Below are 21,739 nucleotides of genomic sequence, written 5' to 3'. Positions count from 1 at the left end.
ACGCATTAATGTTGTGCGATATAGCCTTTAACAATCATGGTGCGTTTTAATTCGGCGTAATAGCGGTCGTTGATACGATACATAAACATCAGCAACCCCATTAAGCCGTGGAAAACACCGGGAATAATCGACAGCATCAAAGCAATACCCATCATTGAGGTTTCGGATTGCTCCTGGTTGGGTACGTATTGGAAATAGGTTAACAGCCAACCCACCATCAAACCGGCAATACCCATACCGGCTTTTTGCCCGACCGAAATACCGCCGTAGGCAAAACCGGAAACGCGTTTGCCATTTTTTACCTGACCGTAGTCAATGGTTTCCGAAATAATTGACCAGAATACCGGGGCATGTAAGTCCACTACAAACGACAACAGGAAATACAAAATAAACGCCAGCAATACATCTTGCGGGCCAACAAATACATAAATCGCCACACTTAAACCGGCAACAATCAATTGGGTGTAGCGGAATAAATTGATTTTGCAGTAGAACTTGGTGATCCAGGTGGAGGCGATCATCGCCAGAATAGCTGCTGCCACCCCGGTGGATAAAAATGCTGACACTGTGGCATCGTCGCCACCCAAATAATATTTAGCGTAATAAATTGCCACTGAACCGCGAATCACATAACCAATGGTGCCGGTAATACACACACCCACCAGAATTAACCACTGATCATTTTTTAATAATTGCAAAAACTGGCTAAGCAGCGGTTGCGGCTCCACTACGTGCACTACACGTTCGGTTGTTTTGAAGTAGCAGAATAAAAACATCGCCGCACCAATAGCCGACATAATCGCCATAGCCACTTGATAACCTACCGCTTTATCCGTCCACATTCCCGCTACCAGCGGCACCACAATGGCCACCATAAAGGCACCAATTTTGGCGAGGAATAAACGGTAGCCGTTGGCCGAGAGTTTTTCTTTGGGGTCACTGGTGAGTGCACTGGGCAATGAAATATAAGGAATGCCAACACCGGAAGTCATGAAGGTCATCATGATATAAGTGGAGTAGGCCCAAATTAATTTCGCGTCGTATTCCCAATTGGGTGTGGTGAATACAAAAAACACACTGACTGCATAGGGAATGGCCAACCACAACAACCAGGGGCGATAGCGGCCCTGTAAAAAGGTAAAGCGGTCGGTAATTTGGCCCATCACCAAATCAGAAATAGCGCCCACTACTTTTACGGTGAAAAACAGTATGCCCATATCCATGGGGGTTAATCCAAAAATATCGGTGTAATAAAAAGTGATGATCAACATCATCGAGGAGATAACCACATTTAACGCCATATCGCCCGCGCCAAAGCCGATTTTCTCGGTGATAGATAACTTCTCGCTATTCGCGCTAGTTGCTGGGGTTGATTGCATTATTATTTTCGCCTCGTGAATTTTTACTACAAGTGTAAAAAAAGCGGCAATACGCTTGGGAGTAATTGCCGCTTCCTTTAATTTCTCTCACCATTCCGGATTAGCTACGCTGGTCTACGACTCCTACAATCGCAGGAGTGATGGATTATTTTTTTGTTACAAAAAATAATCATTTTCCACCGCGTGTACCAACAACACATCGATACCCGCCATACCAGCACTGGCTGCCGCCTGCAGCCCGAGCTTTGAATCTTCAAATACCACACATTTTTTCGGATCAACGCCCAACAATTCTGCGCAGCGTAAAAATGTATCCGGTGCGGGTTTGGGGTTTTGTACTTGATCGGCCCCGACTACAGCATCTATGTATTTATCCAAGCCACACAGCGCCAAAATTTTCCGGGCTTCTTCGGTGTAAGCACCCGTGCCAATCGCCATGGGTTTGTTGCCGTGATAGCGCTGGGCAACGTCGATCAATGCCGTTGGTTTTACATAGAGGTGCATAGAGTCGTGCACCACCTGTTCTTTAAAATCGTTCATTTCATCCAAACTGGCGCTGGCGGTAATGCCAAATTTTTCCAGCAGGATTTCAATAGTTCCCTTGGTGGGCACACCGGCCAGTGAACGCATAAAGGGGCGATCAATCGGAATGCCATATTTATTCAGTGTTGCAGTCCATGCATGCTCATGGAGTTGGCCGCTGTCTACCAGGGTGCCGTCCATATCAAAAATCAACGCATCGTAATGGTCGTACATCATTTGCTCTCTTGTTTGCCGGTTGGACGGAAATTAGAGCACAGATCCAGACTTAACTCGAAATGAAATTAAAATCTTCTCGTTGCGCAAACCGGTGCGGGTATTGCGCAGAGGTTTGTGAGACACGCCGTAAACCCTTCCCTGGGGGCTTGTCGCCGACATCCATGTCGGCCACAGTCACACAAACCTCTACCCAATCCCCTCACCTATGCGCTCTTAAACACCATCTTTCAGGTGAAAGTAAGCAGCGTTGTGGCGCAATTCGGTTTTGAAATTGCGCACAGTGGTATCTGCACCAATCACAACCGCTTCGATGCCAGCCATTTCAGCGTAATCAACAATTTCATCAGCCGTTACACCCTGGGTGTAAGCGCTGTGGTGTGCACCACCGGCTTGAATCCACGCAGCAGCGGAAATTTCCAGATTGGGGCGCGGTTCCCAAAGGGCTTTAGCTACTGGCAATTTCGGCAGTTCTTGTGGTGGGTTTACGGTATCCACTTCGTTGATGATTACACGGAAACGAGTGCCGATATCAATCAAAGAAATACACAGCGCAGGACCTGCTTTGCCGGTGAATATCAAACGCGCGATATCATTACGGCAACCAATGGTGTGCAAATGCACTTCCAGTTTTGGTTTTGCAGCAGCGATGGATGGACACACTTCCAACATGTGCGCGCCCAATACTTGATCCACGGCACCAAAGTGATAGGTATAGTCTTCCATAAAGGATGAACCACCTTCGCGGCCTTTGGACATCACTTTGCAGATGTGCACCATGGCTGCGGTTTTCCAATCGCCTTCACCGCCGTAACCAAAACCGGCTGCCATTAAACGCTGGGTAGCCAAGCCCGGCAGGTTAGTTAAACCGGTCAGGTTTTCGAAGCAGTTAGTAAATGCACCGAATTCACCGTCGGTCAAAAACTTCAGCATGCCCAGCTCCAAACGCGCTTCATTTTTCAGCATTTGGTATTGATGTTCATCATCAAAAATCGCGGGGTTTACATCGTAATCTTTTTTGTACACTTCAATTTGTGCAGCAACTTGTTCGTCGGTTACTGCGTCTACTACTTTTTGCAAATCGCCCAAACCGTAGGCGTGAACTTCGTAACCAAATTTAATTTGCGCAGCAACTTTGTCACCGTCGGTTACGGCTACTTGACGCATGTTGTCGCCAAAGCGGGCGACTTTCAAATTCTGGCTGGCGTACCAACCCATAGCCACGCGGCACCAGCTGTCGATTTGTTTTTGCACAGAATCCGTTGCCCAGTGACCCACAACCACTTTGCGCTCTTGACGCAAACGGGTGCTCACGTGACCAAATTCGCGGTCACCGTGGGCAGATTGGTTGAGGTTCATAAAGTGCATGTTGATTTCAGCAAACGGCAGCTCAGCGTTGAACTGGGTGTGCAAGTGCATATAAGGCTTGCTCAATGCACTCAAACCGGCGATCCACATTTTTGCGGGGCTGAAGGTGTGCATCCACAAAATCAAACCCACACAATTGGGATTGCTATTCGCCGCTTGGCATACCGCCAAAATTTCTTTCGGCGATTTAACCGTGTCTTGCGCAACAATTTTGATGGAAATATTGTTGGATTCAGTCAATCCCGCTGCGATGGCTTTGCTGTTCTCGGCGACTTGTTTTAATACGCCGGGGCCGTACAAATCTTGTGAGCCAGTTACCAACCAGACTTCTTTGTCGCCGTAAATTTTCATGCTGTTTTCCTCAGGAAATATTTTCAATTTTTTGTCGATTTTCAATTTTTGGTTGTTGGACATGGCTGCCTACGCGGCCCGACCCAACCTATACAACTTAATAAAATTTTACTTCTGCCCGTAATAGGCATTTTTCCCGTGTTTGCGTAAATAATGTTTATCCACAATGCCCTGTTTTAGCGGCGGCGTGTTTTGCTGCAAGGTTTTGGTCAAATAAGCCATGCGCGCAATTTCTTCCAGAATCACCGCGTGGTACACGGCATCCGCACCATTTTTTCCCCAAGTGAATGGCGCGTGACCGGCCACAATTACCATGGGTACTTCAATCGGGCTGCGATCTTTAAAACAATCAGTAATTTGTACGCCGGTTTCTTCTTCGTAATCGCGTTCAATTTGCGCATCGGTCATCACTGCCGTGCAGGGAATTTCACCGTAAGCGTAATCGGCATGGGTGGTTCCGTAGCAGGGAATTGCCTGCTGGGTTTGTGCCCACGCGGTCGCGTAAGTGGAGTGAGTGTGAGTCACACCGCCAATGGTTTCAAAATGGCGATACAAATGGGTGTGGGTTTTGGTATCGGAAGAAGGGCGCATCTTGCCTTCCACAATTTTATTTTCCAAATCCACGATCACTATGTCTTCTGCGGTCATCACCTCGTAAGAAACACCACTCGGTTTAATCGCAATCACACCTTTGCTGCGATCAATTTGCGACACATTGCCCCAGGTATACACCACCAGATTGCGGCGGTTTAATTCCATATTGGCTTCAAAGACTTCGCGCTTTAATTCGGTGTAGCTCATTAGGCTTTACCTCCCACACCGCCTGCATTTTCAAACGCAGCGAGCGTTAGATATTGCTGATACAAGGCTTCATAAGCCGCTGCTGCTTGTGCGTTAGGCTGATAGGTTTTGCACACAGTGGAGGCCATGACTTTTTGCGCGGCTTCTACGGTTGGATAAACGCCGCCTACTACAGCGGCAAAAATCGCTGCGCCCAAGGCACAACTCTGTTCGCTCTCTAATACTTCGATTGGACAGTTCCATACATCGGCGCAGGTTTGCATTACAAAGTCGGATTTTTTAGAGATACCACCAATTGCCACCACGGAATTAATCGCCACACCTTCTTGTTTAAAGCGTTCGATAATCGCGCGTGCGCCGTAAGCGGTAGCTTCAACCAAAGCGCGGAAAATATGCGGCGCGCTGCTGCCCATTTTTAAACCGGCAATCGCCATAGCCACGGTTTGATCCGCATCGGGGGTGCGGCGACCATTAACCCAATCGAGTGCGGTAATGCCAGACTCACCGATGGCTAATTGGCTTGCAGCTTTACTCAGCGCAACCAAAGTGTTGTCTTCAATTTCTTGTGCGAGTTTTTGTTTGGTCGCGTTATCCAGCAGTGCTGAATCTTGCAACAGGTTGGCTACCGGCCAGTTCACCAAATTGCGGAACCAGGCATATAAATCGCCAAAAGCTGACTGTCCTGCTTCCAAGCCCACCAAGCCCGGTGTGACTGAACCATCAACCTGACCGCAGATACCGGCGATACATTTATCGCCAATGTCGTCGTAGGTGGCGACGGTAATATCGCAAGTGGAAGTGCCCATAATTTTGGTGAGCACGCCCGGTTTTACATTGGCGGCAACCGCCCCCATGTGGCAATCGAACGCGCTGAAGCTCACAGGAGTGCCAACCGGCAGACCCAAGCGTTCAGCCCACTCACCAATTAATTGGCCGCAGGTTTGATCAGAGGTAAACGTTTCAGCGGGCAGCTTGTCGCGCAGGCCGTCCAGCAGTGGGTCTATACCCACAAAAAAATCGTTGGGTGGATAACCGCCCCAGCTTTCGTGCCACATCAATTTGTGGCCCGTCGCGCAGCGACCCATACGCAATTTGCTCGGGTGAGTAGTTCCAGTGAGTACCGCCGACATCCAATCGCAATGCTCTACCCAGAGGTAGGCAGCTTTGGCGACGGCGGCGTCTTCCCGCAGTACATGCAGGGTTTTGGCCCAGAACCACTCGGAGGAATAAATACCACCTTCGTATTTCAAATAGTTTTCTCTTGCCTTACCGGCAGCAGCAGTAATTTCCTGTGCCTCTTTCACGGCGGTGTGATCTTTCCAGAGCACAAACATCGCATTGGGGTTTTCGGCAAATTCGGGTTTAAGCGCGAGGGCAACGCCTTCGCTATCCACCGCGACGGGGGTTGAGCCCGTGGTATCGAAACCTATACCAACAACTTGCGCAGCCGCACCGGCTGGCGCTTTGTCCCATAGGCCTTGCACTACCTGCTGCAGGCTTTCCAGATAGTCGAGCGGGTGCTGGCGGAATTGGTCTTTAGCGGGTACGCAGAACAAGCCTTTTTTCCAACGCGGGTAATAGACCACGTTGCTTGCTACTTCTTTGCCGGTCAGGGCATCTACCAACAGGGCTCTAACCGAATCAGAACCGTAATCCAGCCCCAAGGCGTAGGACGTCATAACTTCACCTATTGTTGTACTGTTTGATGAGCTATTGCCTCATCAAAGGATATTAATATTGTATGACAATATAATCTCAGCAAGACCAGCCCCTGTCAATTGGTTTTAGGGGGCTGGATGCAGTGTAAATACTTATTTTTTGCTGTTTTTAACCGCTTTGTTAGCGCTAACACCTTCACTAGTCATGACAATACGTTTGATGGTGCCATCCGGGTTATAAAACAGTTCATCAATGCTTACTGAACGGCGGAATTGACCGCCATCCGGGCGACCGGCGCCAGTGTGGTAAATAAAGTAGTGCTTGTCGTTAAAGGTAATGATTGCCTGATGATTGGTGGGGGTATTGCCCGCTACTTCATTGAGGATTCCCTTGTACTCCCAAGGGCCATTAATGTTCTTGCTCATGGCGTAGCCGATTTTCTCGGGGAAGCCCATGGCATAGGACAAATAGAAGTTGTCCTGATGCTTGTGAATCCAGATCGCCTCGGTGAATTCAGGCAGCCCCTTGATCTCCATAATCGGGCCGTCCAGCTCAATCATGTTTTTCTTGAGTTTGGCGTAGTAGGCCTTGGTATTACCCCAGAACAAATAGGCCTGGCCGTCGTCGTCAATCCAAACCGAGGGGTCAATATCATCCCAGTCATTTTTGGTGGCGGTGGTCATGTCGTTAGTAATCAACGCCTTACCGCGCGCATCCTTAAAGGGGCCAAGTGGGCTATCACCCACTGCCACACCTATGGCAAAACCGGGTTTGGTGTCGTTGTGGCGCGCAGTGATGTACCAGTAGAACTTGCCGTCGCGCTCAATAATTTGGCTGGCCCAGGCATCGCCCTTGGCCCATTTGAAATCTTTAACCTTTAACAGGGGGCCGTGGGCTTCCCAATTGACCATGTCATCCGAGGAATAAACCAGCCAGTCGTGCATCTCAAAAAACTTGGTATTGTCTTTGGCTTCATCGTGACCGGTGTAAAGGTAGACCTTGCCGTCATGCACCATCGCCGCCGGGTCAGCGGTAAACACATCGGTAAAAATGGGGTTGGCTGCTTGTGTGAATGCCGCACAGCAAGATGCCACTGCCACGACCAAGGGTTTGATGAATGAACGCATAGGAGATTCCTCTTTCTTGTGTTTTCTTCTGTTTATTGTGCACGCCAAACGACGCAGCGGCTGATTATCAACAAGCCCCATCAGGTGGGGTTGATTTATATTGATATTATATTACAATTAAATCAAGCATCCCTTTCAAATTTTTACGTTGCCATCACAAAAGCCCCCAAACTTCGCAAGCGTCAGGGTTATTGTTCGTAAATCCTCACAATTTGGATTGCTAGAGAGGCTGCCGAAAACTTATATTGTAATACATTAATAATAATCATCTGTTCCAAGTATCTCTATATTGATATACCTGCGGCAACGGGCAGGAGCAGATTCCACTGGCGTGGCGTATTAACGAAGTAGCCTTTATGAGCCAAGACAATAACAACAGATCTACCACCAAAGCCCTGCGCAGCGCGCAATGGTTTGGCACGCAAGACAAAAATGGCTTTATGTACCGCAGCTGGATGAAGAATCAGGGCATTCCTGAGCATCATTTCCAGGGAAAACCTATTATCGGCATCTGCAATACCTGGTCTGAACTCACCCCCTGCAATAGCAGCTTTCGCGACCTGGCCGAAAGCGTGCGCCGCGGCATTCTGGAGGCTGGCGGCGTGCCGGTAGAGTTTCCGGTGTTTTCCAGTGGTGAATCCAATTTGCGCCCGAGCGCCATGCTCACCCGCAATTTAGCGGCGATGGATGTGGAAGAATCGATTCGCGGCAACCCGATTGACGGCGTGGTGTTATTAGTCGGCTGCGACAAAACCACCCCCGCATTAGTCATGGGCGCGGCGAGTTGCGACCTGCCTACTATCGTGGTGACCGGTGGGCCTATGCTCAACGGCAAACACAAGGGTAAGGATGTCGGCTCAGGCACCCTGGTCTGGCGCATGAGCGAGGACTACAAAGCCGGCAAGATTTCGCTGCAAGAATTTATGGATGCCGAAGCGGACATGTCCCGCTCCACCGGCACCTGCAACACCATGGGCACCGCCAGCACTATGGCCTGCATGGTGGAATCACTCGGGCTATCGCTGCCGCAAAACGCCGCGATTCCAGCGGTGGATTCGCGCCGCAAAACCCTGGCTTACGCCTCGGGCATGCGCATCGTCGAGATGGTGAATGAAGATTTATGCCTCTCGCAATTAATCACCCGTGAGAGTGTGATTAACGCTATTCGCACCAACGCTGCTGTTGGCGGCTCAACCAATGCGGTGATTCATTTAAAAGCCATCGCCGCACGGTTAAATATTCCTTTGGTGCTGGACGACTGGCACAGCTATGGCCATCAAGTGCCGACACTGGTCAACCTGCAGCCCTCCGGCCAATTTTTAATGGAAGACTTTTATTACGCAGGCGGTTTACCGGCCGTGTTAAAACGCATGGGTGATGCCAATTTACTGCACAAGGATTGCCTCACCGCTAACGGCAAAACCCTGTGGGAAAACAACCAGAACGCACCATGCTACAACGATGATGTCATCCGCCCACTCGACAACCCACTGTGCGACAACGGCGGCATTTGTATTTTGCGCGGCAACCTCGCGCCGCGCGGTGCGGTATTAAAGCCCAGTGCCGCGTCACCGCAATTAATGAAACATCGCGGCCGCGCCGTAGTATTCGACAGTTTTGATCACTACAAAACGCGCATTATGGATGACAGCCTGGACGTAGACGCCAACAGCGTAATGGTCTTAAAGAACTGCGGCCCCAAGGGTTATCCCGGCATGCCGGAAGTAGGCAATATGGGTTTACCACCTAAACTACTCAAACAAGGTGTGACCGATATGCTGCGCATTTCCGATGCGCGCATGAGCGGCACGGCGTTCGGCACAGTGGTATTACACGTTGCGCCCGAAGCGCAGGAGTTTGGCCCACTCGCCGCCGTAGAAGATGGCGATTGGATTGCACTGGACGCCGAAAATGGCTCGCTGCATTTGGAAGTGAGCGATATGGAAATTGCCGCGCGTCTTGAGCAATTACGCGCCCAAAAAACGCAGCAAAAAACCGGTGGTTATTTACAGCTTTATATAGAACACGTGATGCAGGCCGACGAAGGCTGCGACTTTGATTTTTTAGTGGGTTGTCGCGGCTCTGCAGTGCCCGGCCACTCACATTAAGGTGATTTATTAGGTCAACAACTATGGCAATCACCAACCAATATCCAAGCCTGAAATACAAAGTAGTACTGATCACCGGCGGTGCATCCGGCATTGGCGCCAACTTAGTGGAGGCATTTTGCAAACAGGGCGCGCAGGTGTGTTTTATCGATATCCGCGATGAAGATGCGCACAAATTGGTGGAGCAACTGAGTCACAGCACAAGCAGCACACCACCGCGCTACTATCGCTGCAACCTGCTCAATATTCCCAAGTTGCAGGCCACCATCAAACAAATTTATAGCGATGTCGGTGCCATTAATGTGCTGATTAACAATGCCGCCAACGATACGCGCCACGATTTTCGCACTGTTACGGTTGATTACTGGAACGAGCGTTTGGCGGTGAATTTGCGCCACCATTTTTTTGCCGCGCAAGCGGTGTACCCTCAAATGCTCGAATTGGGCGGCGGATCGATTATCAATTTAGGTTCCATGAGTTGGTACGCCACCCAAGGCGGTATGCCCGGTTACACCAGTTCCAAAGCAGCGATTGAAGGTTTAACACGCGGCCTTGCGCGCGATATGGGTGGTGACAATATCCGCGTAAATACGCTGGTACCCGGTTGGGTGATGACGGATCGCCAAGTAGCGATGCTCACGCAAGACAAGACTGCGCGCAACATTTTGGATAACCAGTGTCTAAAAAAATCGGTAATGCCCGAAGACATTAGCGCTATGGCATTATTTTTAGCATCAGACGATAGCCGTATGTGTACCGCGCAACATTTTATTGTGGACGGCGGCTGGATTTAATCAGCACAAGAATTCGCTTTACCGTTTTATTGCTTTATCACTTAATTTATAAATTGAATAACTCGAGGAATAACAATGAAAACTATTTTTAAAACCCTGACCCTCGCTGCCGCTATCGGCATCAGCGCCACTGCCAATGCCTTAACCGTGGGTTTTGCGCAGGTGGGTTCTGAATCCGGCTGGCGCACCAGTTTTTCTGAATCGGTAAAAGCTGAAGCCGAAAAACGTGGCATCACCTTAAAGTTTTCTGATGCGCAACAAAAACAGGAAAACCAAATTAAAGCGGTACGCAGTTTTATCGCCCAACGGGTGGATGCGATTTTAATTGCACCAGTAGTGGAAACCGGTTGGCAGCCAGTGTTGATGGAAGCCAAACGCGCGCGTATTCCGGTGGTAATTCTGGATCGCAATGTATCCGTCACCGATCAATCGCTCTACCTCACCCGCATTGCCCCCGATTTTGAAGTGGAAGGCCAACGCGCAGCAAACTGGCTGACCGAAAAAACCCAGGGCAAGTGCAACATTTTGGAACTGCAGGGCACTGTTGGCTCAAGCGCTGCTATCGGCCGCATGAAAGGTTTTAACGACACCATCGCGAAATTCCCCGAGACCAAAATTGTGCGCAGCCAAACTGCTGAATTCACCCGCGCCAAGGGCAAAGAAGTAATGGAAACCATGCTCAAAGCCGAAGGTGGCGGCAAAAATATTTGTGCGATTTGGGCGCATAACGACGAAATGGCACTGGGTGCAATTCAAGCGGTAAAAGAAGCGGGTTTGCAGCCGGGTAAAGATATTTTAATCGTGTCGGTAGATGCGGTGGATGACGCGTTGAAATCTATCGTGTCCGGTGAAATTAATGTCTCCGTTGAACTCAGCCCGCACCTCGGCGGCCCGGCGTTTGATGTAATTGATCAAGCACGCGCTGGCAAAAAAGATTTTGAAAAGTGGATTCGTATGGGTGGTGCAGTATTCACTCAAGAAAATGCAGCGGCAGAATTGGCTAAACGCGGCGCTAAATAAAACTGTGCGCAGATGCCAGCGAATAGGGTTGTGAGACACGCCGTGAATACATCCATGTAGGCTCATCGTCGACATCCATGTCTCCGATGGTCTCCCAACCCTATTCGCTAGCACCCCGAGAGAATGTACCAAGTATCAATTGAGCACATTTCGAGTTTGTTACTGGCATTTATGTTTCGAAACCCTCAAGTCAGGGACGACTTGAGGGAGCTACAGGGATGTATTTATGCGTTTTCGAAACATAAATGCCGGTGACAAACGGACTACGAAGTACAAAAGGCACCTAAATAGATACATAAAATTATGAACACAAATCCAGTTTTACAACTCAAGGGAATTCATAAAAAATTCCCGAGTGTGCATGCGCTTAAAGGAGTGGATTTCACTCTGCGCGCCGGTGAAATTCATGCGCTGCTCGGTGAAAACGGCGCAGGGAAATCCACACTGATTAAAGTCATGACCGGTGTTTATCAACGCGACGGCGGCGATATTTTATTAGACGGTCAACCCATATTCCCCACTAACACGGGCGATGCACAAGCGCTTGGTATAAGCACTGTGTATCAGGAAGTGAATTTGCTGCCCAACTTAACCGTGGCGCAAAACATTTATTTGGGCCGTGAGCCGCGCCGCTTTGGTTTAATTAACTGGGGCAAAGTGAATCGCGATGCAGCGGAATTATTAAAAGGCTACGACCTGGATATCGACGTAACCCAACCGCTCTCCACCTACTCCATCGCGGTGCAACAATTAATTGCCATCGCACGCGGTGTGGACATGTCGGCCAAAGTATTAATTCTGGACGAACCCACCGCCAGTTTGGACGCCGACGAAGTACAGTCGCTCTTCCGCATCATGCGCGACCTGCGCAGCAAAGGCATTGGCATTGTTTTTGTCACCCACTTTTTAGATCAGGTCTACGCCGTATGCGACCGCATTACTATTTTGCGCAGCGCAGAACTCGTCGGTGAATTTGAAGCGGCCACTTTGTCGCGCCCGGAATTAATCGGTCATATGCTCGGCAAAGAATTAGCAGCGTTGGGCGAACACAAACCGCAGAGTAGTCACAGCAGCAGTGAACCGCTGGTGGAATTAAAAGCCTTGGGCCACAACACCAATTTATCGCCGATGGATTTAACCGTTGGTAAAGGTGAGGTAGTTGGTCTTGCCGGCCTGCTCGGCTCCGGCCGCACTGAACTGTGCCGTTTATTATTTGCTATCGATAAACGCAACAGCGGCCAATTATTGCTGGATGGCAAACCAGTCAATTTCTCCGCGCCGCGCGAAGCCATTATTGCGGGCATGGGTCTCTGCCCGGAGGACCGCAAACACGATGGCATTCTCGGCCAATTATCGATTCGCGAAAACATGATTCTCGCCCGCCAAATTAAACAGGGGTGGTGGAAATTTATTTCGCGTAAAGAGCAGGAAGAAATCGCCAATCGTTACGTGAAAGAGTTGAACATCGCCACCTCGGATATTGAAAAACCGATTGAACAATTAAGCGGTGGCAATCAGCAAAAAGTCATTCTCGCGCGTTGGCTGGCAGCTGATCCACGCTTGTTAATTCTGGATGAACCTACACGCGGTATTGATATTGGCGCGCACGCCGAAATTATTCGCCTGATTCGCAAACTCTGCGCCGATGGTTTGTCACTGGTAGTCGCCTCCTCCGAACTGGAAGAGCTGGTTGCATTCAGTAACAAAGTGGTAGTGCTGCGCGATCGCAAAAAAGTATCCGAGCTGCAAGGCGACGATATCAACCCACAACGCATTATGCAGGCGATTGCGTCGAATTAATTGATAGAGGCTGTTATGAATTTTACCAAGAACCAAAATCTGCGCCGCTATTTATGGCCCTGCGCGGGTTTGCTGGTGCTGATGATTATCAACGCCATCATTGCACCGGAATTTTTCAATATTGAATTTAAAGATGGTCGTTTCTACGGCAGTTTGATTGACGTACTTAACCGCGCTGCGCCCGTTGCGCTCTTGGCAATTGGTATGTCATTAGTCATTGCTACTGCCGGGGTGGATTTATCGGTCGGTTCTATTATGGCCATCGCCGGTGCGGTGAGTGCGTACTACATCACCAAAGGCGTGGACAACCTTGCACTGATTATCGGTGCAGGTTTAATTGCCGGTTTAATTGCGGGCATAGTGAATGGTTTTCTCGTGGGTTATATGAGCATCCAGCCGATTGTTGCCACCTTGATTTTAATGGTAGGCGGACGCGGTATTGCGCAATTAATTAACGAAGGCCAGATCGTCACCTTTGATCACAGCGGTTTTGCATTTTTGGGCACCGGTCATTTTCTCGGCCTGCCCTTCCCTGTGGTGTTGGTAATTATCACTTTTGCGCTAGTGCAATTGCTCACGCGCCGCACGGCACTGGGTTTATATATTGAAGCTGTGGGTGCCAACCCATCGGCCAGTCATTACATGGGGCTGAATGCCAAAGCGATTAAATTATCCGTCTACACTGTTGCCGGTTTATGTGCAGCGCTGGCAGGCATGATTGCAGCGGCCGATATTCGCGGTTCCGATGCTAACAACGCCGGTTTGTGGTTGGAGCTGGATGCCATTCTCGCGGTAGTGATTGGCGGTGCATCGCTGATGGGCGGGCGCTTTTCTATTTTCCTCGCGATCATCGGCGCGCTGATTATTCAAACCCTGACCGTCACTATTATTTTGAGCGGCATTGAACCCAAATTTAATCTGCTGATTAAAGCCAGCGCCATCATTTTAGTGCTGCTGATGCAATCGCCGCGCTTCCAACAGCAATTAAGTCAGTTGAACTTCTTTAAGAAAAACAACAAGGAGATTAACCGTGCTTAATCCCAAATTTATTCCCCTCGCCGTCACCTGCATTTTATTTTTTGTATTGTTCGGAATAGGTTCGGTGCAATTTGAAGGTTTTGGCAGCTCTCGGGTATTTTTTAATTTACTGAGCGACAATGCGTTTTTAATTATTGCCGCTGTCGGCATGACCTTCGTGATTTTATCGGGCGGTATCGATTTATCGGTAGGCGCGGTTATCGCACTCACCGGGGTGGTGTGCAGTGTATTAATTAGCAAATACAACATGCATCCGCTGGTGGTATTTCCCATCGTTCTGGTGGGCGGCACCGCCTTCGGCGCGATCATGGGTGCAATTATCCACTACTACAAAATGCAGCCGTTTATTGTCACGCTCGCAGGAATGTTTTTTGCGCGCGGTTTGGCGAGTGTAATTAGCGAAGAGTCCATTCCGATTGAACATGAATTTTATAATCAAGTCGCCGAGTTTGGTTTTATGTTGCCGGGTGATGCCTGGGTGGGAACCTCTACCCTGATTGCGGTAGCGGTATTAATCGCCGCGATTATTGTGGCCCACTACACCCGCTTTGGCGGCCGCGTTTACGCCGTGGGTGGCGATATGAACTCCGCAGCACTCATGGGTATTCCGCTGGCACACACGACCATCCGCATCTATGCCATCAGCGCATTCCTCGCGACGCTGTCCGGCATTGTCTATTCCTTCTATACCTTCTCCGGTTATTCCCTCGCCGCAGTCGGTGTAGAGCTGGATGCAATTGCCGCGGTCGTTATCGGTGGCACCCTGCTCACCGGCGGTTACGGCTACATGTTCGGCACCCTGATTGGTGTACTCATCATGGGCGTAGTGCAAACCTACATTTCGTTTGATGGCACCTTAAGCAGCTGGTGGACAAAGATCGTGATTGGCCTGCTACTCTTCTGTTTCATCGCCCTGCAACAACTCTTGGTGCGCGCAAGACCTAAATAGATTGCCTTTCTGTGTAACAGAAGGGCACAGCGACTTCCGACAGATTGTTTCAAAAGCCCGGCGTCAACCACTCCGGGCTTTGTTTTTCTCCCTACCCGCCTCCACCCTCAAAAAATCTCACACATGGGCGAATAGACATTCATCGCCTATACTGGGCTTCAGGCTTGCCCTAAAAGTGGCTCAATAGAGATTGTCCCCTCCGCGAGTTAGCTACCCACATTAGTGAATAAATGAATCGACCATGAGCAAAGACGAACACTGCGGCCCAACCGGGTGCGAAGAATGCAAAAACGGCGAAGGCCTGGATTTTGACTTCACCATGGCGTTTCAGCCAATTGTGAATTGCCGTACACGCGAGATTTTTGCGCATGAAGCGCTGGTGCGCGGCTTAAACAATGAAGGTGCCGGGCAAATTTTTGAGCATGTGAACGACAGTAATCGCTACCGTTTTGATCAGGCCTGTCGCACCAAAGCCATCAAGCTCGCCGCAGAGCTGGGCATGAAAAGCTTGCTCAGCATTAATTTTATGCCCAATGCCGTGTACCGACCCGAGCTGTGTATTCGCACCACTTTAGCCGCGGCGGAAAAATACAATTTCCCCATCGAGCAAATTATTTTTGAAATTACCGAAAGTGAAAAGGTCGATGACTTGGCGCATGTGCGCAATATTGTTGATTACTATCGCCAGCGTGGTTTTAAAACCGCAATCGATGACTTTGGTGCAGGTTATGCAGGCTTGAATCTGCTCGCCGAGATCCAAACCGATATTATGAAATTGGATATGGCGTTGCTGCGCAATATTGATACGCGCAAATCCAGCCAGATTATTGTGCGCGGCATTGTGCAGGTCTGTACCGATTTGGGTATGACTGTGGTTGCCGAGGGCATAGAAACCTACGAAGAATATGCCGTGCTGCGCGATATGGGGATCGACTTATTCCAGGGTTATTATTTTGCGCGCCCCGCGTTTCAAAGCCTGGCCCAAGTGCCTGCCGAGGTTTTTTAAAATCCTTTCAACAACCAATTAACAACCAATCAACCCGGAACTTGTTTTAATAAATACTGATTCGGCGCCACACCAAAACTGCGTTTAAACATCGCGGTAAACGCGCTTGGGCTGCTGTAACCTAAAAAATTGGCGATGCGTGCGATGGCTTCACCGCGCTCCAACCGACAAATCGCTTCCGCCAGTTGTACCTGCTGTACCCATTGCCGATATTTCAAACCAGTTTCTTTGGGAAACAAACGGATTAAGGTGCGCGCGCTCGCACCTACCATCGCAGCCAAATCGTCAATCGTATGGCTGACACCGGGGGCATTCATCACAAATTGGCACACCCGCTGTAAACGTCGATCCTGCGGCCAGGGAATCTCCACGGCTTGGGCGGCGGCACCACTAATTTCCATTAGTATCAAGGCCACTAAATGCTCTCCCCGCCCCGGAATAGGATATTCCGCCGGTTCTTGCAGCAGCCCCAAAATCAACTCGCGCAATAAACTCGAGACCGAAATCGCCCGGCATTCAGTACCGAGCGCGCGGGAAATATCCTCACTCACGTAGAGTGTGCGCATTTCCAGATCACTCATCATGAACGAGTGATGTTCAACATTCGGTGGTACCCAGAGCGCGCGATGGGAGGGAATAGTCCACACACTATTGGGGGTAAGCACACGCATAACCCCCTCAACGGCATAAAGCAGCTGCGCACGCGGATGGGTGTGCGGGGGAATTTCATCGCCATTGGCATAACGCCCGCCCCAAGCCACAATCGGGCGGGGCACATGCTGTAAACCTTCCGGGCTACGCTGCTCTACGATTTTCATGCTCGAATCCCCCTTCCCAGCAAAAACATATTCATGCCCCAAAATAGCTCAACATGTCACTTATTCGACAGTTTATGTCATATCTGCTTTTTACAGCACTTTATACTGTGCGCGCCCAGAACTCCCGGAGATAGCTACCGACATGACCCAACTGGAACCAATTCCCGCCCAGCGCCTTAAACCTATGGAATTTGACGCGACCAAAACCATTCTGCCCGTCGTGGGTGCAGTGAGTTTTGTGCACCTGCTGAATGATTTGATTCAGGCGATTTTGCCGTCCATCTACCCCATGCTAAAAACCAACTATGAGTTGAGTTTTACCCAAATCGGCATGATCACCCTCGCCTTCCAAATGACTGCATCCTTGTTGCAACCGGCGATTGGGTTGTATACCGATAAAAACCCCAAACCTTATCTGCTGCCGACCGGCATGCTGTTTACCCTGTGCGGTTTGGTGATGCTGGCGCTGGCCGATAGTTTCACCTGGTTGCTGATTGCCTCCGCGATGATTGGTTTGGGTTCATCCACTTTTCACCCGGAAGCCTCGCGCGTGGCACGCATGGCCTCAGGCGGACGTTTTGGTTTTGCACAATCGTTTTTCCAAGTGGGGGGCAATGCGGGTTCGGCGTTTGGCCCACTGCTCGCAGCGGCAATTATTATTCCGCAGGGGCAAGGTGCCATTGGCTGGTTTACCCTATTTGCAATTCTGGGTGTGACGGTATTGTTTGGTGTGAGCCGCTGGACGATTCGCTCCGGCGCTTGCATTAAGAGTGTAAAAAAACACGCGCATTTTGCGCATTTAACCCGCCAGCAAGTGATCGGTGCACTCACCGTATTGGCGCTATTGGTTTTCTCCAAATACATTTACATGGCGGCGTTTACCAATTACTACACTTTTTATTTGATCGAGAAATTTTCCACTTCCGTCGCCAATGCGCAATTATTTTTGTTTCTGTTTTTAGCAGCAGTGGCACTCGGCACATTTGCCGGTGGGCCTATTGGCGATAAGGTCGGGCGCAAAGCGGTCATCTGGATATCCATTCTCGGTGCCGCGCCTTTTACCCTGCTATTTCCCTACTGCAATTTATTCTGGACGGCGGTGCTGTCGGTGGTAATTGGTTTGGTTTTATCCTCCGCGTTTTCAGCGATTGTGGTGCTCGCGCAGGAATTAGTACCCAGCAAAATCGGCATGATTTCCGGCGTATTTTTTGGGTTGATGTTTGGTATTAGCGGTATAGCGGCGGCAGGTTTGGGCGCATTAGCGGATGCGACCTCAATTGAACATGTGTTTAACTGGTGCGCCTTTTTACCATTGCTGGGGATTATTACTATTTTATTGCCTGCAATGAAGCGCGAGTAATTCATTTAGTCGTATGCAGCATACTAACTGCATTTATGATGCCTGACCTGTAAACAAAAAAGGAGCACAGTTGTGTGCTCCTTTTTGCTTACAACGTCTAATGATTAAATAGCACGCCCTTTAACCATAGCATCACTTAACGCCGCTTTAGCATATTCATTCGCTTTAGCATGCAATCTCATGAAAATATTGCGAATAAACTCACGCGTCAAATCGACCGCTTTTAATGTTCGCTTCATACCAAGTATTTCCATTATTTTACGAATCAAATGCAAAATCAAAGATGATACATTTTCGGATAAATCGATCCCTTTTTGCAAAACATAGGCAAGCTGGTCCATTAATGTAAAAGATGTTCCCATAGCACCAGAGATAACCCAAGCAGCACCATTTAAACATTTTTTCAACACATAAACTAATGCCTGATTTAACCATTCCAAAGCCGTAATCGTTAATCCAACAGGAGAGGGAGACTTCAACCAAAGAACAATCCCACTTTCCGATTTCTTTTCAATATCCAATGCCGCGAGCGTAGCCCAATTTTTTCCACTTACTGACTCTATATATTTATCCATCCCATGATAAGTTGGACCGGGAACAACCCCCGGGGAAGGCAAATAATAATCAGTGCCGGAATTAGGTGTGTGAATAAAAGGCCAGGTTGGAATACAAGGCACTATATCCGTTTTATGGTAAGCACGAAAAATGCGCTCAGCTCCTATATTCGTAGTGCAGCTGTCAGCAAACCCCATTAACCCAACACGGGGGCTACCAAAAGTATAAAGGTAAGGTTTTATTTTATAGGAGGTACGAATCCAATCCGCACAAATAGTAGCTAACGCGCCGCCAAGGCTATGACCAATACAATGAATCTGCGTTATTTTATTTTTGACCAAAGTACCCATAAATTCTTTGAGCTTTGGTTCCATTGTTTTAAAGGTAAGATTAAATCCATCATGCACTGGTTGACCCGATGCGCCACGGGAAACAGTAATATTAAAATTAGTCAACCAATCTGCAAGATATTGTGTACCCCTGAATAGAATAAATGCCTGACCGCTAAACTTCCCTTTCCCGATCAACGTAAACCCAAAAGCCGTTCTACATTTTATGAACCAGGGGCCGCCAGTCTTGGCTTTTAACATAGCATCATCCGAAAAACCGGCAACATCCTTAAAGCGAATATTTAAATCCTTTACTGCCTCCTCGATTGACTCATTTTTTGTTAATCCATAAACGCCTTCGGCAAGAGATGCAGAAAGTCTTGGTGTAAGTTCAGCCATATAAATCTCCTTTATTTAATTAATTTTTACAACTCATCCCAGTTTTCCGGAGCGTCTGGCGCCACATCCCAAACACACAAGCTGTGAATAGGTACCCGATCCACCACAATACTTTTTTCTTCGCTATTTAATTCGCAAATGACTATTAATCGCTTACCCCTTGACTCTGTATTTTCCTTAGGGCTTCTTTTCACCGAGCTCCATACTTTGTAATCCTTATTATTGTGGGACACCACAATCTTCTGGGAAGCTACAAATTCTTGCGGCAAAAATTTTGTGATTGTGCGTTCAAACATGGCCGGAAATTCAAAATAGCCATTTTTATCAGTGACAGTCTCATCAACAATGGGGCCATCACGATCCCCTGTACGCACCAAGCGGGCATCGGCAACTGGCTTACCATCCAAGGTAATAGTTCCCGACATCGCTGAAAACAAACATACTTTTCCAACATCACCTAAACTCATGGCAAAAACTCCAACAGCAACAAAAAAAAGACTGCAAAAAATGACAGTCAATTTGATAAAAATCTGTTTTTTCATGAAACGTTGACTCTACAGTAGACTTAAGCAGGAACACCCCGGAAGCCTCATTATTTATCAGTAACACACAGATAGCACATGCTTCTACTAATCTGTAGCGCAGCAGCATATTACAAAAGTCCTAAAAGCGCAGACCACCAAAAAATAAATATGGGTTCTGTTTACGGAATTAGCCCGACAATGTGATAGGCATCACAACTGAACTACTAGCGATTTTAATTTCCGGGATTTTCGTCGATTGTAGAGCCAGCACAAAAATTGGTGCCCACTAAAATCGGCTTGATATTTGGTATTAGCGGTATAGCGGCGGCAGGTTTGGGCGCATTAGCGGATGCGACCTCAATTGAACATGTGTTTAACTGGTGCGCCTTTTTACCACTGCTCGGTATCATCACTATTTTGCTGCCGCGCATGAAACACACCTAAAACTTTACGCCTATTATTGACTAGACTGCCCGCCACTCAGCGGGCAGTGCTTCTACCAAATAATCCATAAACACGCGCACTTTCGGTGTTAATTGGTGGCGGTCGCGCACGCAGGCGTAAAAATCCAGTGGTTCAATTTCCGCATTAAAACCGGTGCATTCGTCGCAGGTAAATAATTCTTTTAATTCGCCTCTGCGCAAATAATCATTGGCGACAAACGAGGCCAAACGCGTAATTCCGCCACCCGCCGCCGCAAGACGCGCAAGCACATCGATATCGTCACTGATGATTGCTGCACGCACGTCTGCGTCAAAACGCAGCCCGTTTTCAACAAATCCCCAACGCAGCAATCGCCCATCAACAGCGAGACGAAAGACTAAACAATCATGCTCGCGCAAATCGGCAGGGGTTGATGGTCGCCCTGCCCGCTCAAGGTATGCCGGTGATGCACAAAAAATAGAGGGAACCGTTGCGATCTTGCGTGCGACCATTCCATCATCCAACTGTTGTTTGATGCGGATGCTCACATCAACCGATTCCTGCACGTGATCCACACGCCGGTCAGTCGATGTAAGTTCAATTTCCAAACGGGGATACCGCTGGTTAAACGCGGGAATTAGCGGCGCTAATACATGACGACTGAATGCGGCGGTGGAGGCGATGCACAAGCGCCCTTGTAACTCTTGCTGCGTGTCGGTGACCGCTGATCTCGCCAACTCCAACTCGTGAATCAGCAGCGAGACTTTGTCGTAATAGACTTGCCCTGCGTCAGTTGTCGCAAGGCTTCGCGTAGTCCGCGTCAGCAAGCGCACACCGAGATAAGACTCCAGGCGAGCGATATTCTGGCTGGTCGCCGCGGCGCTAATCCCCACCCGCCGCGCCGCAGCCGCAATACTGCCGCCTTCAACCGCCCGCACAAAACATTCAATCCCACGCAGGGTATCCATAGTTTTCGCTTCCGAATTTGCAAATCAATTAATAAGCTTTACTTAATACAATAAGTGCCCCTATTTATCCACCCTAGATAGATTTATGCCCCACATCTCAAACCGGCATGGATAACCAATGCTAAAATCGCCGCCGCTTATTCAACAGAAAAAGCAACCAATGCCTGATCCACTCAGGATAGGAGTCAATAAAACGGAGTACAGCCA

General features: G+C 48.9%; 19 protein-coding genes. 9 read left to right on the top strand and 10 right to left on the bottom strand.

Going from position 1 to position 21,739, the window contains the following annotated elements:
- Positions 1-5 precede the first annotated feature (5 nt).
- The 6 genes from O59_RS20185 to O59_RS20160 form a co-directional block, all read right to left on the bottom strand.
- The gene (locus O59_RS20185) at positions 6-1,379 is read right to left on the bottom strand and encodes an MFS transporter (RefSeq protein WP_007646125.1); all 1,374 of its coding nucleotides are present in this window, start codon (positions 1,377-1,379) and stop codon (positions 6-8) included.
- A gap of 156 nt (positions 1,380-1,535) precedes the next feature.
- Positions 1,536-2,138, bottom strand: a complete 603-nt coding sequence (locus O59_RS20180) for a beta-phosphoglucomutase family hydrolase (RefSeq protein WP_007646124.1) — start codon at positions 2,136-2,138, stop codon at positions 1,536-1,538.
- 213 nt (positions 2,139-2,351) lie between these two features.
- Positions 2,352-3,854: an L-arabinose isomerase gene (gene araA / locus O59_RS20175; RefSeq protein ID WP_040393840.1), complete on the bottom strand. Its 1,503-nt coding sequence runs from the start codon at positions 3,852-3,854 to the stop codon at positions 2,352-2,354.
- Between the two features lie 108 nt (positions 3,855-3,962).
- Complete coding sequence (locus tag O59_RS20170; RefSeq protein WP_007646122.1) at positions 3,963-4,655, bottom strand: L-ribulose-5-phosphate 4-epimerase; 693 nt, start codon at positions 4,653-4,655, stop codon at positions 3,963-3,965.
- Positions 4,655-6,334, bottom strand: a complete 1,680-nt coding sequence (locus O59_RS20165; RefSeq protein ID WP_007646121.1) for a ribulokinase — start codon at positions 6,332-6,334, stop codon at positions 4,655-4,657. Before O59_RS20165 ends, O59_RS20170 begins: the two co-directional genes overlap by 1 nt.
- Before the next feature lie 132 nt (positions 6,335-6,466).
- Positions 6,467-7,441, bottom strand: coding sequence for a glycoside hydrolase family 43 protein (locus tag O59_RS20160; protein WP_040393811.1), 975 nt, complete (start codon positions 7,439-7,441; stop codon positions 6,467-6,469).
- Between the two features lie 356 nt (positions 7,442-7,797).
- On the opposite strand from O59_RS20160, the gene O59_RS20150 reads away from it, so the two are divergent.
- The 7 genes from O59_RS20150 (at position 7,798) to O59_RS20120 (ending at position 16,156) form a co-directional block, all read left to right on the top strand.
- On the top strand, positions 7,798-9,549 hold the full coding sequence (locus O59_RS20150; RefSeq protein ID WP_007646115.1) for an IlvD/Edd family dehydratase: 1,752 nt from the start codon (positions 7,798-7,800) through the stop codon (positions 9,547-9,549).
- Positions 9,550-9,572: 23 nt separating this feature from the next.
- Entirely contained in the window at positions 9,573-10,343 is a 771-nt protein-coding gene (locus O59_RS20145) for an SDR family NAD(P)-dependent oxidoreductase (protein ID WP_007646113.1), read from the top strand.
- Positions 10,344-10,418: 75 nt separating this feature from the next.
- Positions 10,419-11,363, top strand: a complete 945-nt coding sequence (locus O59_RS20140; protein WP_007646111.1) for an ABC transporter substrate-binding protein — start codon at positions 10,419-10,421, stop codon at positions 11,361-11,363.
- A gap of 303 nt (positions 11,364-11,666) precedes the next feature.
- Positions 11,667-13,163, top strand: coding sequence for a sugar ABC transporter ATP-binding protein (locus O59_RS20135; protein WP_007646108.1), 1,497 nt, complete (start codon positions 11,667-11,669; stop codon positions 13,161-13,163).
- Positions 13,164-13,178: 15 nt separating this feature from the next.
- Positions 13,179-14,201, top strand: coding sequence for an ABC transporter permease (locus O59_RS20130; protein ID WP_007646106.1), 1,023 nt, complete (start codon positions 13,179-13,181; stop codon positions 14,199-14,201).
- A complete protein-coding gene (gene yjfF, locus O59_RS20125; RefSeq protein WP_007646104.1) occupies positions 14,194-15,150 on the top strand; it encodes a galactofuranose ABC transporter, permease protein YjfF in 957 nt (318 codons plus the stop codon). The genes O59_RS20130 and yjfF overlap by 8 nt, the downstream gene beginning before the upstream one ends.
- Positions 15,151-15,391: 241 nt before the next feature.
- Positions 15,392-16,156: an EAL domain-containing protein gene (locus O59_RS20120; RefSeq protein WP_007646102.1), complete on the top strand. Its 765-nt coding sequence runs from the start codon at positions 15,392-15,394 to the stop codon at positions 16,154-16,156.
- Between the two features lie 29 nt (positions 16,157-16,185).
- On the opposite strand, the gene O59_RS20115 is transcribed toward O59_RS20120, so the two are convergent.
- Complete coding sequence (locus tag O59_RS20115; RefSeq protein WP_007646100.1) at positions 16,186-16,974, bottom strand: helix-turn-helix domain-containing protein; 789 nt, start codon at positions 16,972-16,974, stop codon at positions 16,186-16,188.
- 142 nt (positions 16,975-17,116) lie between these two features.
- Here O59_RS20115 and O59_RS20110 point away from each other — a divergent pair, with 142 nt between their 5' ends.
- Entirely contained in the window at positions 17,117-18,334 is a 1,218-nt protein-coding gene (locus O59_RS20110; protein WP_007646098.1) for an MFS transporter, read from the top strand.
- Positions 18,335-18,438: 104 nt separating this feature from the next.
- On the opposite strand, the gene O59_RS20105 is transcribed toward O59_RS20110, so the two are convergent.
- Positions 18,439-19,617, bottom strand: a complete 1,179-nt coding sequence (locus tag O59_RS20105) for a lipase family protein (protein WP_007646097.1) — start codon at positions 19,615-19,617, stop codon at positions 18,439-18,441.
- A 26-nt stretch (positions 19,618-19,643) separates the two neighbouring features.
- Positions 19,644-20,159, bottom strand: a complete 516-nt coding sequence (locus O59_RS20100; RefSeq protein WP_007646091.1) for a DUF6795 domain-containing protein — start codon at positions 20,157-20,159, stop codon at positions 19,644-19,646.
- A 261-nt stretch (positions 20,160-20,420) separates the two neighbouring features.
- Between O59_RS20100 and O59_RS21585 the strand changes: the two genes are divergently transcribed.
- Entirely contained in the window at positions 20,421-20,585 is a 165-nt protein-coding gene (locus O59_RS21585) for a hypothetical protein (RefSeq protein ID WP_007646087.1), read from the top strand.
- A 20-nt stretch (positions 20,586-20,605) separates the two neighbouring features.
- Here O59_RS21585 and O59_RS20095 read toward each other — a convergent pair whose 3' ends face one another.
- Positions 20,606-21,532: a LysR family transcriptional regulator gene (locus tag O59_RS20095; RefSeq protein ID WP_007646085.1), complete on the bottom strand. Its 927-nt coding sequence runs from the start codon at positions 21,530-21,532 to the stop codon at positions 20,606-20,608.
- Positions 21,533-21,739: the final 207 nt, after the last annotated feature.

It is taken from the genome of Cellvibrio sp. BR, from assembly GCF_000263355.1.
Lineage (GTDB): Bacteria > Pseudomonadota > Gammaproteobacteria > Pseudomonadales > Cellvibrionaceae > Cellvibrio.
This window is presented reverse-complemented; position numbering and strand designations above follow the sequence as displayed.